We start from the raw sequence: 14,974 nt of genomic DNA, 5'->3' as shown, positions 1-14,974 counted from the left end.
TAGCATCTATTCTGTCTTTTCCCTAAACAATTAGTGGAATCAAAATCCAGCGCTTTTACACTTAGGAGGATCGAAATGGCACTTAGCGACCAGCTCTTGAACCCAAGCAAAAAGGCTGAAGTTGTAGATGACTTCTGCAAATTGCTCGATGAGGAGGTCGCTTCCAAGTCAGGTATATCTGGTCTTGCCATAAAGGCAGGCTACAACGCCGTCAAGGGTATAAAGCCAGGGTACATTGGCTACGCTGTCGAGCAGTTCCTGCCAGGATGGTGTACAGCACTCGATCCCATTTGGAGCGAGAGTGTCCAGAAAGGAGATCCAGTCGCGCACTTCATTGCCAGCCGCTCTCCCGCAGCAGATGCTATCCTGAGCGTTACCGATGCCAGGATGGAGAGCGTCAGAAGCAGCCTCGTATTGGGTACCTATAAAAAATTGCGCGGCTCGGCTAAGAAAAACGTGGAGGAAGGGATACCGGGATTGGCTAAGCTTCTCGAAAAACACACCTTGGTCTGAACGAGAAGGGAACGGTCACACTCTGGTGCGGGTCGCTGTCCAAACAAGAGTGTAGAGTACGGTAGAGCTGTTCAACCCGATGCCTCTACTTACAAAAAAAGCCGTTCTCTTGGTATCAGCCTAATTCAATCAGCATTTCTATCGTACTGACGCGAAAGCCGCAGGAAGAAAATAATCGCCGCGCCGCCTCGTTAGCAACAGTCGTATCGAGGCGAATTTGTTTGACTCCAATCGAGTTAAAGCGTTCAATCGCCTGCATCACCATCGCCTTCGCAATTCCAGCTTGGCGATATTCCTCTTCAACCCAGAGGTCGTGAATAAAAGCATATTCTTGTAAACGGTAAATCGGGATTTCCCGTTCAACCGTCGCCACCAGAAACGCCACCACTTGCTTATTTTCAGCCTCAGCGACTATGAAGATATTGCGATCGCGTTGCGGTGACGCTTCTAGAGCTGTGCTAGAGGCTATCCGACTCAACCACTTCTCATAACGCAACTCTGGATTCGGCAAGAATCCATACTTTGCCGAATCCCAAGCTTCATGCAAGGCACAAATCTTGGCAACCATCGGGAGGACAGATGGCACGTCAGCAGGTGTAGCAGGACGAATAAGCATATTTCAGTCTTTTGATGCTGAAACTGTATACTTGCTTATCCGTAGCATAGAAATGAAACATCTGGCAAAGGTGCGCGCACTTCGTGCCGCTTCGCTAACAGACTAAAGTCTGGCGCTATACAAACAAAGACTGCCTACGCAGTCTTTATAATGTTTGTTTCAGTCCGTATGTTTGTATAGGCACGAATTACATTCATTGGGTATTTTAGTAACTTATGACTCCTGAAAAGTTTTCCAATCCTTTTGTAAATCTCAATTATGAGTCTGCCTTAGAAGCTTTAGGCGATGATTATTTTGATCGAGTAGCAGCGGCAGACTTTCCTAAATATATTCTGCGCTTTCGCAACGATGAATTATTACCAATATTGGGACTGAAACCAGACACGGTGACAGACGATGATTTTATCGAAGCATTTGGGATGTTTCAAGGAGTCAAACCGTTCTTAGCTTTGCGTTATCACGGCTATCAATTTGGAGAATATAACTCTCGCTTAGGCGATGGCAGAGGATTTCTCTACGGACAAGTGCGCGGTACGGATGGCGAACTTTATGACTTTGGAACGAAAGGGTCTGGTACGACTCCGTATTCTAGAGGCGGCGATGGTAGACTCACGCTTAAAGGTGGCGTTAGAGAAGTTTTAGCTGCTGAAGCGCTTCACTATTTAGGAGTGCGTACTTCCCGCTGCTTATCGATGATTGAAACGGGAGAAGGACTCTGGCGAGGCGATGAACCTTCTCCAACAAGATCCTCGGTAATGATTCGTTTCAGCCGTTCCCACATTCGTTTTGGTACATTTGAACGGTTGCACTTTTTTGGACGCAAGGATTTAATCGAAAAGCTTTTAGACCATGTAATTGAGCAATACTATTTTCACCTCAAAGATAAGCAAGACCGCTACATTCTGTTTTATGCAGAATTAGTCAAGCGGGTTGCAGAACTTGTTGCTCAATGGATGTCCGTTGGGTTTTGTCATGCGGTTTTAAACACCGATAATATGTCTATTACTGGGGAAAGTTTCGACTATGGTCCCTACGCTTTTATTAACACCTACGATCCCAAATTTACTGCTGCCTACTTTGACTATTACGGACGCTACAGCTACAGCAATCAACCAGGGATTTGCCAGCTCAATTTAGAAATGCTCCAACAACCCCTATCTGCGGTTATTCCTATGGCAGAGATGGAAGTTGCCCTATCCCAATTTGCCGAGCATTATAACCGAACTTACACCGCGCGGATGATCGGTAAATTGGGATTCGAGAATCTGCCCGATTTAGCCGCAGAAGAATTAGTGATGCAAACTCTGAAACTCCTGGTAGAAACACAAGTAAGCTATCACAGTTTCTTTTGGGAAGTAACAAATCAGTTTGACCGCAATTGGCGTGATGATGCGACAAACATTCTGAAAGCAGATGGATTTTTGAATGCGCCTGAGGCTACAGCATTATTGGAAGACTGGAGAAATTTATACCTGCAAACTTTACTCAGTTTCCCAGATAGCGAACTGGATAATATAGCAGCACGGCTGGGTCGTCATAATCCTAAAACTGCGTTAGTTAGACCAGAAATAGAAGCGATTTGGGAGAAAATTGACCAAGAAGATAACTGGACACCGTTTTATGAATTGATTGAGCGACTGAGATTTCACAAGAATGCGATCGCTTAATTTTCATTACTTGTTTTTCCTGTGGTGATAAATGGCGTTAATGTATTGACAAAAACGAGATACAGCCGTTTTTAAATCCTTCAAAAAAGATAAAGGGAGAGATATTCACAATATCTCTCCCTTTATCTTTTTATCAGCGAATCCTATTGCACAACAACTGATTTAACTTCTTCATTTGGGGCGAGAAATGTTCCACCTACTTCTATCGTATGGGGACTCTTGAAGGTTAATTGAGCATCAGGCTTCTGGCAAGCTATCATTGTCTTGACGTGTTCCGCTTCATCATCTCGAATGTTTACAAACACATCGTAGAGGTTGTTAATGACGGGACGGCGTTCTTCTGGAACTCCTCCAGTCTGAAACTCATCGAACATATACAAGTCGCCGTCTCGATAGTAATTGATGGCAATTTGTGGGGCAGATGTAGCTTTTAATTCTGATTCATTTTCTTGCAAAAATGTATCGTAAGTATGATAAGCGTGTCCTTCAACTAATTCCATGAAATTGTAGGCAGAACGAGGCGAGAGAATGTAAAGAACAACGATCACCCAATAATAAAGTAAAGCAGTATGTTGTGCTAAAAATCTATCGAACCACTGCTGATTACCCCCTAAAGATTCCATAATCAGGAGGTGATGGAGTTCGTTCCAAGATTCCGCAAAGTGAACTTTTAACCAATCTGCTCTGCGCCACATTCCAACTGTTTCGTAAAGGTGCAAAACTGATAAATAGGCAAAGTAAGGAACACGAGCAACTGTTTCTAGGACGTAAAAACGGGGATAAGGGCGATCGCGGTAAATTGTGTTGATAACAAAGACTAATACACCGACAAGTAATCGAATCATTTGAAAAACCCCAAATATTTTGATTTATTGAAGAAGTTGAGCGGAAAGGAAGGCTGTTCGTTCTTTCTATTTGCATCCTACTCAACTTCTAAAAATAGAAAATCCGTAAATCTGACAGTGGCTGGAAGGACACTATAGTTACCAAAAGTAAAAGATTGACTCGCTGCAACTTGTCCAGAGCTTTATTAAGAAAGATTAAAATATTTGGCGGGAGCTAACTTCAGCGTCCCTCTGTTCAGAAGATTGGTCAGAATAAGCAAAGAAAAGAGCGATATCTAGAGGCATCAATGCTTAACAGCAGCCAGTGCATAGAGACAAAATGCCCAATCCAGTTCACCGTGGACTTAATCGGCAGTAAATGGTCTATTCTGATTCTCAGAGAGTTGTTTACAAGCGATCGCCGTACCCACGAGTTCCTAGAAGCATTGCCTGGAATTAGCACCAAAACGTTGATGATACGGCTCAGAGAACTAGAAGAGTATGGTTTAGTGGAACGCCGAGTCTACGCAGAAATTCCTCCCCGCGTAGAGTATTCGCTCACCCAGAAGGGGCGAGAAATTCAACCCGTGATGACAGCGCTAAAGCAGGTGGGAGAACGATGGCTCAACCGAGATGCTTGTGTTTGTCCTCTTGATGGGATAGCTTTCTAGGAAAGGTCGCCTGCGTGACGCCGATTCCTAATAACAACAATCTATGGGCAAAAGATGGGCAAAAGATATCGTTCGCCCTCATTAACGCGCTTTGTGAGCCGGGATGGGCAGTTGAACATCGTGCGGCGAGGGGTATCGGGATTTCATCGGGGCGATCTATATCATTTGCTGCTTACCCTTTCCTGGGGATGGTTCTTAGCGCTGTTCAGTCTGTTGTATTTAGTCTCCAACACGGTATTTGCCCTCATCTATCTAGCTGGAGGAGATTGCATCCAGAACGCTCAACCGGGTTCCTTCCTTGACGCCTTCTTTTTCAGCGTCCAGACGATGGCGACTATCGGCTACGGTGCGATGTATCCGCGTACGCCTTACGCGAATGCGGTGGTGACAGTCGAAGCGCTGGCGGGTCTTTTCGGAGTGGCAATGGCGACGGGACTGGCATTTGCGCGGTTCTCCGTGCCAACGGCGAGAGTGCTTTTCAGTCGCGTGGCAGCGATCGCTCCCTATGATGGGGTGCCGACTCTGATGTTTCGGACGGCTAACCAGCGGCGCGACGTAATTGTAGAAGCGCAGATCCGGGTGACTTTAGTTCGCAACGAAGTCAATCGGGAGGGAGAATTCATGCGTCGGTTTTACGATCTCAAATTAGTTCGCAGTCATACATCCATGTTTGCATTGAGCTGGACGGTGATGCATCAGATTGACGAGACGAGTCCGCTTTATGGGGTTACGGTAGACTCCCTGGCTGAGTCGGAAAGCGAGATCGTCGTGATGCTGACTGGGTTAGACGAAATCGTTTCACAGACGATCCATGCCCGTCACTCCTTTGCCACGTCCGATATCCTGTGGAATATGCGTTTTGTGGACATCTTATCTAGGATGCCGGACGGGCGGCGCTCGATCGACTATACCCGCTTTCATGATGTGATGCCGATAGAATCTGTCAGGGCTAATAAGTAGCTGGAAAAAGATAGTTTTCCCTTCGCCTAAGTTCAGCAAACCCTATTGGAGACAGAGACTCAGGTAGTTTAACAATGGTTTTTTTCCTGAGACTTAATATCATTTTCTTTCAATTGTCACCTGCCAAGTTTCCAGTGTGGTACCGACAGATTGATCGAGATTTGTCAAGGCATTGAGATAATCAATCGTTGCATCTAGTTCTCGGTTTCTTGCCTCTACTAAATTATTCTGAAAACTCACAACCTGAAAAATTGACCCTCTTCCCAATCTCAGTTTTTCTTGTTCTATTTGTAGTGTTCTCTCAGCCAATTGCCTTGCTTGCTGGGCAAGTTGCACCTGTCGAAGACTTAGATTTACATTTCTAACTCTATCTGTTACTTCAATATCGATACTTTGACGCAGACTTTCTAAAGTATTTTCTGCTTTCTGGAAGTTTACTTGACTTCGTTGATAATCTCGTTCCACAGTGAGATCGCCGAAGGTACGGGACAAGATTAACCCAGCTGTTAGTTGGGTTGTGTCATCTAAGGAATCGCCGTAACCTGCATCTAAGTCTAAGTTCCAGCGCCGGTTATTATCTGCAATTAATCTTTCAAATTTTGTTCTTTCCAAGCTGAACTGTGCTTGCAAATAATCCGGTCTGTTTTGAAAGGCAATTTGTTTTAGATTATTTAAATCTAAAGACTTCGATTGCAATACTATTTTTTCTACAGGTTCAATATTAAGAGTTTGCTCGATATCTAGAATATCTAACAAAGTTAATTTGACAGACTCCAGATTATTCCGAGCCTCTAACAAGCTGACTTCTCTATTTGCAATGTCTGTCTGGCTTTGAACAATTTCAACTGGCGCGAGTCGCCCAGCCTCAATCAAGGCTTGGTTAAATTCTAAAATTTGGCGGGCGCTTTCTAGAGAAATCTGCTCAATATTCAGTCTTTCCTGCGCTCTAAGTAAATTGCGGTAGACTAAGATAGCTTCAGTGATGGTATTAATGAGAGTTGATTTTAAACCTTGAATATTTGCTCTTTCATCGAGTCGAGCAATTTCAATAGGAGCTTGATTAACTGCAACACCAGCACCTCGTAATAGAGGTTGAGTTAAACGTAGCTGAAGATTTGAGCCAAATAGATTGTTATCTCTATCAACATTGAAATTATTTATATTTGACGTTTGACCGTTCGTTTCCCAACCAAAACTCAGCCTACCTCCCGTAGGAACCGTGACCTCAACAGTGGCACCAACACCAAGATCGCTATTCGTGCTAGTGTTTCCACCCGAACCAAAGCGATCGAGATTAAATGATAATCTAGGCGTAAAATCAGGGACAAATCTATCTTCTGCCACTGCTAAGTCTTGTCTTTGGGCGATTCTTTCTAAATAAGCGTTTTTGATATCTTTATTGTTTTGCAATACCAAGATAACAACATCAGCTAGGGTTAATTGAATCCCTCGCCCAGTTGTTACGGTTTCTTGTTGGTTGGGTTTTGGTTGCGCTTGAGCTAATAAAGCGGCTGGTTTCCTGGCTCCAGAGAACACCTTTAAAATTGACCGGGATGCGGCAACGGGAGGCGAAGATTGGGGGTGAATACTTTTTGCCGATGGGGGGATACTAGATCCCTCCAACTCTCCTTGTAAAGGCGGGCTAGTAGTTGGAGAGGGTGGGAATTGTCTTGGCTGGGCGTTAAGCGTAAAAGTTGGACTGGTTTTAGTTGCGAGTGGGGAAAGAGAAGAAGGAGCGATCGCATTCTTTACACCAGTTCCCCCTAAAACTATTGCTTTGCCTATGTTCACCCCCGGACTTTCTGAGACTGGAGCCGTTTTGAGCTTTGCTCTATCCGTTGGCGGAACCATAATCGGGCGTGCGAGTTCCGGCGTCTGTGTCTGAGCCGCTGTCCGAGCATTAGCAGTCGTCGCTCTTACCGCCGTTGAATGAAGCTTAAGAAGGACGGCTAACGTTAATGTCGTGCCTAAAGTTGCAGTCACAAGCAGAACCACACCCCCAAAAGAAGAGCGGATAGGGGGTAAAAACCTACCGCTAGAAACTGGAGGTTGGGCATTTGGGTTGTCGTGCTTGTGCATGATCGCGGGTAGCTTTTAGCTGGTTGATTTTAGATTTTAGATGGAACAATTGCCCATTTAATCCAAAATCTGAAATTGGGCAGCTTGACACAATGCCTATTAGTGAGGCTAAGAGTTACGCAGTGCTTTCACGGGATCGAGCCGACTAGCTCTCACAGCAGGCAAAAATCCAGCGCCTACTCCTACCAAGAGTGCAGATCCTAGGGACAAAGCAGCCGTCTTGCTTTCAAATTCGTAAGGTAACTTAAAAGTTTCGGCGACAACCATCGTCAAGCCATGCACCGAGATAATAGCGGCAGTTCCCCCCAATAAACTCAGGATTGCCGCTTCCAGAATAAATTGCAGCAAGATGTCCCGCCTTTTTGCCCCAATTGCCCGCCTCAGCCCAATTTCTGGGGTACGCTCCATTACTGCTGCGATTGTGATATTGGCAATGCCGACGCCACCGATGAGTAGCGAAATGATTCCCACGGCTGTCAGCCCATTGGATGCCATTTCCAAGGTTTGCTGCTGCGCCAAGATTTCGTCTACGTTGTTCCAGGCATAAACCTCTTTGCCTGGGAAGCGCTGCTCCATCAGTTGCTTGGCTTTGTCTGCCAAATCTTCTAAGTCTTCTATTTTGTAAGGGCGTATCTTGAAGGAGCCAAGGTCGCGGCTACCCGTCAGGGCGTAGTAAAACGACATCGGTATCAATACCTCACCTTCAGGTTCCCCAAAAGATGGGGTAACGGTTGGCACGACCCCGACAACGACGTAGGGTCTTGAATTGGCATAAATGGTTTCTCCAACAGCTTTCTGACCTTTAAAAAGTTTGTCTACTAAAAATTGATCGAGCACCACGACAGGGCGATAGTTTTCAAAATCGGCAGGAGTGAAGAAGCGCCCCGCTACCAATTGCTTTCCCGACGTGAGCAGAAAGTCTTGAGTAACAGACCTCATATTAGGTTGGGCTTCTTCATCCTGAAATAAGGTTTGAGGATTCGGATAGAACCCACTAGAGGCACTGATTGCCCGCACGCCCTCTAGCCGCTGTCGCAAGTATTCCATGTCTTCTGACCGGAGTTCCCCATTCATGTAGACAGAGACTTGAGGGGCGTCTCTCTCAGCGAGTTGCTTGGCAATTACCGCTCGACTGATGCTGCCCACTTGAAGCGTGGCGCTGACTGCTGCTACACCCATAAAAACGCCCAAAGTGGTAAGGGTTGAACGCACAGGGTTACTGCGTAGCGAGTTACAGGTGAGCGCGAGGAGGTCGAAGGGGGAGAGGCTCATATCAACTTAAAAATTAGGAATTACCAATTACTTCTCATGTTTCTTTTTTCTGTTTCCCAGGCTGAGCATGAGAGCAAGGATATTAATTACCAATTACCGATTACCAATTACCAATTACCAATCACTTTTCATCTTTCTTTTCTAATTTCTCTTGAACAATAACCGGCGTTCCTGGCTCTAAGGAAGCATCCGGTGGGGGCAGCACCACGGAGTCCCCCGGTTGCAAACCTGAAGTCACTTCTACGGTTGTTAATCCCTCTAGCCCCAAAGATACGTCCCGTTTTTGCGCCTTGCCTTGATCTCGTACCCAGACAAAGGGTTTAGAACCAGAGCGCTGTATGGCTTCCGTATTCAAAACCACGACGTTCTGGCGCTGCTGCAAAATGATTTCGACGCTGACTTGGCTGCTAGGAATTAATCTGCGGGTGGGTTGGTCAAGCTTGACAGTTGCAGGCACCGTGGCTTGTCCGGATTGGCTTTCCTGCTCGCTGCTGCTAGAAGTGCTAGCGATCGCTTGGGGATACAAGCTTTGCACTCGTCCGGTAAATTTCTTCGCATCGGGACCAATCACACTAATGCGGACACGTTGATTGCTCTTCACTTTGGCAGCATTCAGCGTGGAAAGATTGAGTTTCACCAACTCTTGTGTCGGATCGCCTAAAGTCAGCAGGTCATTCCCAATGTTGACGCCATTCCCATTCTTAACCATGATGTTGAGAACTTTCCCTTGAATGGGTGCAGTGACGATGTTGTTTTGGAGTTGCTGCTGAAGATTTTTGATTTCCAGCACCTTCATCTGGATGTCCCGACTGGTGGTAGCGACTTCTAATTGTGCCTGCCGCAGTTCAGTTTGTGCAGTCGCCACCTTGTCTAAGATTTCTTGCTGGTCAGTTTGACGCTGCTGCTGAAGGCTCTGGAGTTCTAAGTTACTTGTACTCGCTTCTAACTGAGCATCTCGTAAAGCAGACTGGGCATCGCGGACTTGTTCTTGCTGATTCTGGAGTTCGTTGGCTGGAATGAAGCCTTTGTCAGCGAGGACTTGCAGCTGCTTGAGTTCCTGTTGGGCAGCCGTTAGCTTTTCCTGAGCTTCGGAAATCTTCTGCTGATTGCGTTTGATGCTAAGTTCCTGTTTCCGAATTGCCGCCTGCTGATTGACACGATTTTGGAGTTCTCTTCGGGCAGTTGTTAGCCTTTCCTGGGCTTCTTCAACTTTCTGGCGACTGCGTGCCAAAGTGAGTTCCTGTTTAGTAATCTCCAACTGCTGGGCGTCGAGGCTAGTTTCTTGCTTAGTGTCGCGCAGAACGATCAGTTTTTGACCAGCTTGAACGCGATCGCCAAGTTGTACTAACACCCGTTCCACAGCGCTTTCCGCTGGGGATTTGAGGGTTTGCTGACCGCCTAATTCAACCACGCCACTTTCATTGATCGTGTTCTCAACGGTGCCTCGCTCTACTTTTACCAAACGCACCGCCACCGGATCGCTGGAGCGATTTAGCAGCAACCCATAAACTAGCCAACCTCCTACGCTTGCTACTGCTAGACCTGCTGACCAAGCTAACCATTTGACTCCAGCCTTGAATTCCGGTTTACCCAGTTTTCCAATTCCCAACACTTTGCCCGTCCAGTTTGCAGTAGTAAGCTGAATCACCCTGCTACTGATAATAGTTCACCGTTCAGCCTATTTTTGAGCAGGTTTGGAAGCTTGATTTTGTCCGCCGTATTCGCCGCATTGCTGAATGAGTTTAGCGACTACACCTGTCCAGCCAGTTTGATGACTAGCGCCCAGTCCTGCGCCATTATCGCCATGAAAATATTCGTAGAACAGAATTAAATCGCGCCAATGGGGATTATTTTGAAAGGTTTCCGAATCGCCATAAACGGGGCGTTGACCTGATTCATCCTGAAGGAAAATTCGGATTAGCCTTTGCGACAATATTGTCGCAACTTCCCAGAGATTCATCATTTGACCAGAACCTGTGGGACACTCGACTTGGAAATCATCACCCAGGTAGTAATGAAATTTTTGAAGAGCTTCAATAATTAAATAATTAATCGGAAACCAGATAGGCCCGCGCCAGTTAGAATTTCCCCCAAATAAGCCGCTCCTGGATTCTGCGGGTTCATAATCTACCCGGTATTCTTCTCCATTTACCTCAAAAATGTATGGATTACTCGCATGAAATTTTGAAACGGAGCGAATCCCATAGGGGCTTAAGAATTCATTTTCATCGAGCATTTTCTCTAAGATCCGGCGGAGTTTATCTCGATAAGCGATCGCGAGTAATCTTCTAGCACCAACTCCAGGCGTTTCCATACACGCGACATTTTGTTTCAGGTTCGGGCGATTTTGGATAAACCATTGCATTCGTTGTTGAAAACCTGGAAGCTTCTCCAACATTTCAGGTTCGATAGTAGCAACTGCTAATAGGGGAATCAGTCCTACCATTGAACGCACTTTTAGGGGCAAATAGCTACCATCGGGTAAATGCAGCATATCGTAGTAAAAACCATCAGCTTCATCCCATAGAGATGTCTCCGCATCGCCCATACAGTTCATCGCATCAGCGATATAAAGGAAGTGTTCAAAAAATTTGCTAGCGATATCTTCGTAAGCGGAATTTTCTTGCGCTAACTCTAGCGCGATCGCTAGCATATTTAGACAGTACATTCCCATCCAACTTGTACCATCAGACTGTTCTAGGTTTCCGCCTGTAGGAAGTTCTACATTTCTGTCAAAGACACCAATGTTATCCATTCCTAAGAAACCTCCCTGAAATACATTTTTCCCTCCGATATCTTTGCGGTTCACCCACCAGGTAAAATTAAGCAGTAACTTTTGAAATACGCGCTCTAAAAACTTCTTATCAGCGCGACCATACATTTTTTGTTCAATCTTGTAAATGCGGAATGCTGCCCAAGCATGAACTGGCGGATTACCATCGCTGAAATCCCATTCATAGGCTGGTAATTGACCATTGGGATGCATATACCATTCCCGCGTCAACCTGTCGAGTTGCCGCTTAGCAAAATCCGGATCGATTGTTGCTAAGGGAATGACATGAAAGGCTAAATCCCAGGCTGCAAACCAAGGATATTCCCACTTGTCCGGCATGGAAATAATGTCATCATTGAAAAGATGAATCCACTCAGAATTTCTAATGCTTTGCCGCGACTTGGGTGATGGATGAATCGGATCGCCTTTTAACCATTCTTCTACAACATAGTAATAATATTGCTTATTCCACAACATTCCCGCGAAAGCTTGCCGCTGCAAATTTTGCCTGTCTTCTGTTAGCGAACAAGGAGAAGTAACTTTTTCGTAAAATTCATCAGCTTCTTGTTTGCGATTTTGGAAAGCTGTGTCAAAATCCGCACCAAATGGTTCTGCAAAGTCAGGTGAATCAGTTAGTCGTAGTCGAATCACCTTGGTTTCGCCCGCAGCAATTCTTAATCTATAATTAGCGGCAAATTTAGTTCCTATTTGGTTAGGATTTACAGCATCTTTTTGACCGCTGACAATATAATTATTAATCCCATCTTTTACGTAGGGCGAGGGATTATTTACCCCAAACAATCTTTCCTGATTTGTTTCATTTTCTGTAAACAACAGTAGGGGCGGCGTTTCCGCACCCTGATTCCCCTCACAATAAAGCCAGCGTTCGCCCAGCGTTGCTTCAGTAGCTTCTAAAATACTTAGATTATCGTCACTTTTGAGCTTTTTGATTTTGGGCTTATCTTCAGAATTATTCCAAGACCAGGTATTACGAAACCAGAGAGTCGGGAGAAGATGCAGCGTTTTCTCTTCAGTTCCTCGGTTGATAGCACTAATTTGAATTAAAATATCCTCTGGTGAAGCTTTGGCATACTCAACAAAAATATCGAAATAGGCATCAGAATCAAAAACTCCAGTATCAAGTAATTCAAATTCTCGATCTTGATAACCTCTACACTTATTTTCTTCAACGAGTTGAGTATAAGGGAAGGCTTGTTGTGGATATTTATAAAGACATTTCATGTAAGAATGAGTGGGAGTATTGTCAAGATAAAAGTAATATTCCTTGACATCCTCGCCATGATTTCCTTCCTTCCCAGTTAAGCCAAAAAGCCTTTCTTTAAGGATCGGATCTTCTCCATTCCAAAGCGCGATCGCAAAACAAAGTCGCTGATGGTTATCCGAAATTCCGGCAATCCCATCTTCTCCCCAGCGATAAGCGCGAGAACGAGCCTGATCGTGAGTAAAATAGTCCCAAGCCGAGCCATCAGGACTATAATCTTCTCTCACCGTTCCCCACTGTCGTTCGCTCAAATAAGACCCCCATCGCCGCCAATGAGCTTTGCGATCGCGGTCTTCTTGTAATCTAGTTTCTTCTGGAGTCATCCTACTGTTAAATGATTAAAAATTTTCTAATGAATTCTAATTAAACTCAACAAAAATTTAAGTTGCTGGTCGAATAATGCGACAGGGATTTCCAGCAGCCACAACATTTTCAGGAATATCTTTAACAACAACACTGCCAGCTCCAATTGTGGTGTTGTCGCCAATTGTTACCCCTGGACAAATGATAGTGCCGCCTCCAATCCAGACATTATTGCCAATATTAATGGGTGCGGCGAGTTCTAGACCTGTTTGACGGATTTCAGGATCGGTCGGATGATAGGCGGTGTAAATTTGCACGTAGGGACCAAACAAAACATTGTCACCGATATAAACGGTATTGCAGTCTAGAATTACGCATCCATAATTCATGTACAACCCGTTGCCAGCGTAAATATTGCTACCGTAGTCACAGTGAAATGGAGGTACAATTTGAACCGTTGAGCCTACCTGAGCGAACAAGTCGTTGAGAATTTGCGATCGCAACTCTAGCTCTTCCTCAGTTGTCGCATTGTACATTCTTAATAGACGAGACGCCCGTTTGCTTCCAGCAGCGAGTTCCGGGTCAGACGCTAGATATAGCTCGCCTGCCAGCATCTTCTGTTTTTCCGTTTTTTCCACGGCGTTGCTTCCTGCACTCTCTCTACAAGTATGCGTTGAAAGTCTACAGGCGTGATGAGAAAGCAATGAGAAATAGCCGCTTGTTCATGCCAAACTTTCCTCATTTACTGGCATCTGCCTAAAGACAAAAAAAGAGAGGCTCCACCTCCCCCTTTAGTCGTAAATTTAAATACACATTCCCAATCACCTGCTTAAGAATAAGAAAGTCGGATTATTTTCTCATATGAGTAGCGATCGCTTTTAAAAGTAAAGCAGTTGTAAACGGTTTAGCAAGATAACCGTTTGCACCTAAGAGTTGCCCTTGGTGAAAGAAGTTTTCAGTAGTATCAGCCGTGAGAAAGATGAAGGGAATTGGAGCTGTAACCGGATCGGAACGAAGCGCCCTGAGAACTTCGTACCCATCAAGTTCTGGCATTCTCACATCACATAAAATCAAATCGGGACGCAATTCTTTTGCCAATTGCACTCCGATGCTGCCATTTTCAGCACCAATGGCAATAAATTCTCCTTCAATCAGGATGTCTAGGATGCTCTCACGGATGACTTCTTCATCTTCAATCACCAACACTTTTGTCATCAGTTCCTATCTAGCCATTCAATGACGCTTTGACAACAAAAGGGGTATTCAGCAATTCCATTGCTCAACTGGCTTGTATCAGTTTTATAATGCGACTCTCTAAAAACTATCTTATTTCTGAGGGTCGATCTCCACCAATCGAGAGTGCCTTCTTGCTCTGTTTCAACTGTTTCCAGAGACGCTTCACTTGTTCATATGCCTGTTCGGGAGCAAGCTTGCCTCCGGTCTCTAGAGCAGAAATGTAGCCAACTTTATGAGCAAACTCTTGCAAATTGGCATTAAAAGCGAGTTGTTCGGGCGTAAATGAGCCGTAATAGCGGCTTTGAGGGTAAAGAAAGCTGTTTTTGCTCGCTTGGTCAGGATTAATCATGGCTATCTTTTTATGACATTGAGTCTTAATTTCAAAATCTCTTGTAGATGTTACCTTAACCTAAATTTAACCTAATTTGATTACCCCCTAGGGAATATTCACAAATATCAACTTTCCTGAATTACTAAACAGCAGGGATGATGTTCTGGCTTGGCTTCACCGATGCAGAGTTTACGGCACGTTGCACCCAACAAAGGCGATCTAAAGGCGATCGCGTCTCCCTCGAAAATTCAGCTACTTTCTCCTTGCCTCCATACGCTGTTGAAATTCCCAAGACAGCACAGCAAACTGTATTGCCTGCGACACGCTAAATCTGCAAAAACAGTCATGCTTAAGGGGAACTCAGCCTAAGAATGCAAAGACGGCGATCGCTCGTTTGATGTTGCGGTAGATTTCGCAATTGGCTACCTTGCACAGACAGCGATCGCT

Annotated in this window: 14 protein-coding genes; 5 read left to right on the top strand and 9 right to left on the bottom strand. The window is 45.1% G+C overall.

Annotation, left to right across the window (positions count from 1 at the left end; genetic code table 11):
- Window positions 1-75 precede the first annotated feature (75 nt).
- The gene (locus H6F50_RS09230) at window positions 76-513 is read left to right on the top strand and encodes a hypothetical protein (protein WP_190410046.1); all 438 of its coding nucleotides are present in this window, start codon (window positions 76-78) and stop codon (window positions 511-513) included.
- A 115-nt stretch (window positions 514-628) separates the two neighbouring features.
- Here the strand turns inward: H6F50_RS09230 and H6F50_RS09225 are convergent, their stop codons facing one another.
- A complete protein-coding gene (locus H6F50_RS09225; RefSeq protein WP_190428464.1) occupies window positions 629-1,129 on the bottom strand; it encodes a GNAT family N-acetyltransferase in 501 nt (166 codons plus the stop codon).
- Window positions 1,130-1,344: 215 nt separating this feature from the next.
- Here H6F50_RS09225 and H6F50_RS09220 point away from each other — a divergent pair, with 215 nt between their 5' ends.
- Window positions 1,345-2,796: a YdiU family protein gene (locus H6F50_RS09220; RefSeq protein ID WP_190428463.1), complete on the top strand. Its 1,452-nt coding sequence runs from the start codon at window positions 1,345-1,347 to the stop codon at window positions 2,794-2,796.
- 143 nt (window positions 2,797-2,939) lie between these two features.
- Here H6F50_RS09220 and H6F50_RS09215 read toward each other — a convergent pair whose 3' ends face one another.
- On the bottom strand, window positions 2,940-3,641 hold the full coding sequence (locus H6F50_RS09215) for an alternative oxidase (protein WP_190410049.1): 702 nt from the start codon (window positions 3,639-3,641) through the stop codon (window positions 2,940-2,942).
- A 287-nt stretch (window positions 3,642-3,928) separates the two neighbouring features.
- Here H6F50_RS09215 and H6F50_RS09210 point away from each other — a divergent pair, with 287 nt between their 5' ends.
- Together H6F50_RS09210 and H6F50_RS09205 are read left to right on the top strand one after the other, a co-directional pair.
- Window positions 3,929-4,291 (top strand): helix-turn-helix domain-containing protein, encoded by a 363-nt coding sequence (locus H6F50_RS09210; RefSeq protein WP_190410050.1) that lies wholly within the window; start codon window positions 3,929-3,931, stop codon window positions 4,289-4,291.
- 54 nt (window positions 4,292-4,345) lie between these two features.
- Window positions 4,346-5,251 carry an ion channel gene (locus tag H6F50_RS09205; RefSeq protein ID WP_190428462.1) on the top strand — a complete coding sequence of 302 codons (906 nt, stop codon included), beginning with the start codon at window positions 4,346-4,348 and terminating at the stop codon, window positions 5,249-5,251.
- Between the two features lie 99 nt (window positions 5,252-5,350).
- Here H6F50_RS09205 and H6F50_RS09200 read toward each other — a convergent pair whose 3' ends face one another.
- The 7 genes from H6F50_RS09200 to H6F50_RS09170 form a co-directional block, all read right to left on the bottom strand.
- On the bottom strand, window positions 5,351-7,330 hold the full coding sequence (locus H6F50_RS09200; RefSeq protein WP_190428461.1) for a TolC family protein: 1,980 nt from the start codon (window positions 7,328-7,330) through the stop codon (window positions 5,351-5,353).
- A 108-nt stretch (window positions 7,331-7,438) separates the two neighbouring features.
- Window positions 7,439-8,602 carry an ABC transporter permease gene (locus H6F50_RS09195; RefSeq protein WP_190428460.1) on the bottom strand — a complete coding sequence of 388 codons (1,164 nt, stop codon included), beginning with the start codon at window positions 8,600-8,602 and terminating at the stop codon, window positions 7,439-7,441.
- A gap of 121 nt (window positions 8,603-8,723) precedes the next feature.
- Entirely contained in the window at window positions 8,724-10,250 is a 1,527-nt protein-coding gene (locus H6F50_RS09190; RefSeq protein ID WP_347277152.1) for an efflux RND transporter periplasmic adaptor subunit, read from the bottom strand.
- Window positions 10,251-10,280: 30 nt separating this feature from the next.
- Window positions 10,281-12,980, bottom strand: coding sequence for a glucosidase (locus tag H6F50_RS09185; protein ID WP_190428459.1), 2,700 nt, complete (start codon window positions 12,978-12,980; stop codon window positions 10,281-10,283).
- A 57-nt stretch (window positions 12,981-13,037) separates the two neighbouring features.
- On the bottom strand, window positions 13,038-13,598 hold the full coding sequence (locus H6F50_RS09180; RefSeq protein ID WP_190428458.1) for a sugar O-acetyltransferase: 561 nt from the start codon (window positions 13,596-13,598) through the stop codon (window positions 13,038-13,040).
- Between the two features lie 211 nt (window positions 13,599-13,809).
- Window positions 13,810-14,175: a response regulator gene (locus H6F50_RS09175; protein WP_190428457.1), complete on the bottom strand. Its 366-nt coding sequence runs from the start codon at window positions 14,173-14,175 to the stop codon at window positions 13,810-13,812.
- Between the two features lie 106 nt (window positions 14,176-14,281).
- Window positions 14,282-14,545, bottom strand: a complete 264-nt coding sequence (locus tag H6F50_RS09170; protein ID WP_190410057.1) for a hypothetical protein — start codon at window positions 14,543-14,545, stop codon at window positions 14,282-14,284.
- 137 nt (window positions 14,546-14,682) lie between these two features.
- Between H6F50_RS09170 and H6F50_RS09165 the strand changes: the two genes are divergently transcribed.
- On the top strand, window positions 14,683-14,856 hold the full coding sequence (locus tag H6F50_RS09165) for a hypothetical protein (protein WP_190428456.1): 174 nt from the start codon (window positions 14,683-14,685) through the stop codon (window positions 14,854-14,856).
- The last annotated feature ends 118 nt before the right edge of the window (window positions 14,857-14,974 follow it).

The sequence above is a fragment of the Coleofasciculus sp. FACHB-712 genome (assembly GCF_014695635.1).
Taxonomy (GTDB): domain Bacteria; phylum Cyanobacteriota; class Cyanobacteriia; order Cyanobacteriales; family FACHB-T130; genus FACHB-T130.
Note: the sequence above shows the minus strand (reverse complement) of the source record. Positions and strands in the feature narration are given on the sequence as shown.

Excerpts from the sequence above, each read along its gene's own strand:
- H6F50_RS09230 (WP_190410046.1), top strand. The coding sequence starts at position 76 with ATGGCACTTAGCGACCAGCTCTTGAACCCAAGCAAAAAGGCTGAAGTT.
- H6F50_RS09225 (WP_190428464.1), bottom strand. The coding sequence starts at position 1,129 with ATGCTTATTCGTCCTGCTACACCTGCTGACGTGCCATCTGTCCTCCCG.
- H6F50_RS09220 (WP_190428463.1), top strand. The coding sequence starts at position 1,345 with ATGACTCCTGAAAAGTTTTCCAATCCTTTTGTAAATCTCAATTATGAG.
- H6F50_RS09215 (WP_190410049.1), bottom strand. The coding sequence starts at position 3,641 with ATGATTCGATTACTTGTCGGTGTATTAGTCTTTGTTATCAACACAATT.
- H6F50_RS09210 (WP_190410050.1), top strand. The coding sequence starts at position 3,929 with ATGCTTAACAGCAGCCAGTGCATAGAGACAAAATGCCCAATCCAGTTC.
- H6F50_RS09205 (WP_190428462.1), top strand. The coding sequence starts at position 4,346 with ATGGGCAAAAGATATCGTTCGCCCTCATTAACGCGCTTTGTGAGCCGG.
- H6F50_RS09200 (WP_190428461.1), bottom strand. The coding sequence starts at position 7,330 with ATGCACAAGCACGACAACCCAAATGCCCAACCTCCAGTTTCTAGCGGT.
- H6F50_RS09195 (WP_190428460.1), bottom strand. The coding sequence starts at position 8,602 with ATGAGCCTCTCCCCCTTCGACCTCCTCGCGCTCACCTGTAACTCGCTA.
- H6F50_RS09185 (WP_190428459.1), bottom strand. The coding sequence starts at position 12,980 with ATGACTCCAGAAGAAACTAGATTACAAGAAGACCGCGATCGCAAAGCT.
- H6F50_RS09175 (WP_190428457.1), bottom strand. The coding sequence starts at position 14,175 with ATGACAAAAGTGTTGGTGATTGAAGATGAAGAAGTCATCCGTGAGAGC.
- H6F50_RS09170 (WP_190410057.1), bottom strand. The coding sequence starts at position 14,545 with ATGATTAATCCTGACCAAGCGAGCAAAAACAGCTTTCTTTACCCTCAA.
- H6F50_RS09165 (WP_190428456.1), top strand. The coding sequence starts at position 14,683 with ATGATGTTCTGGCTTGGCTTCACCGATGCAGAGTTTACGGCACGTTGC.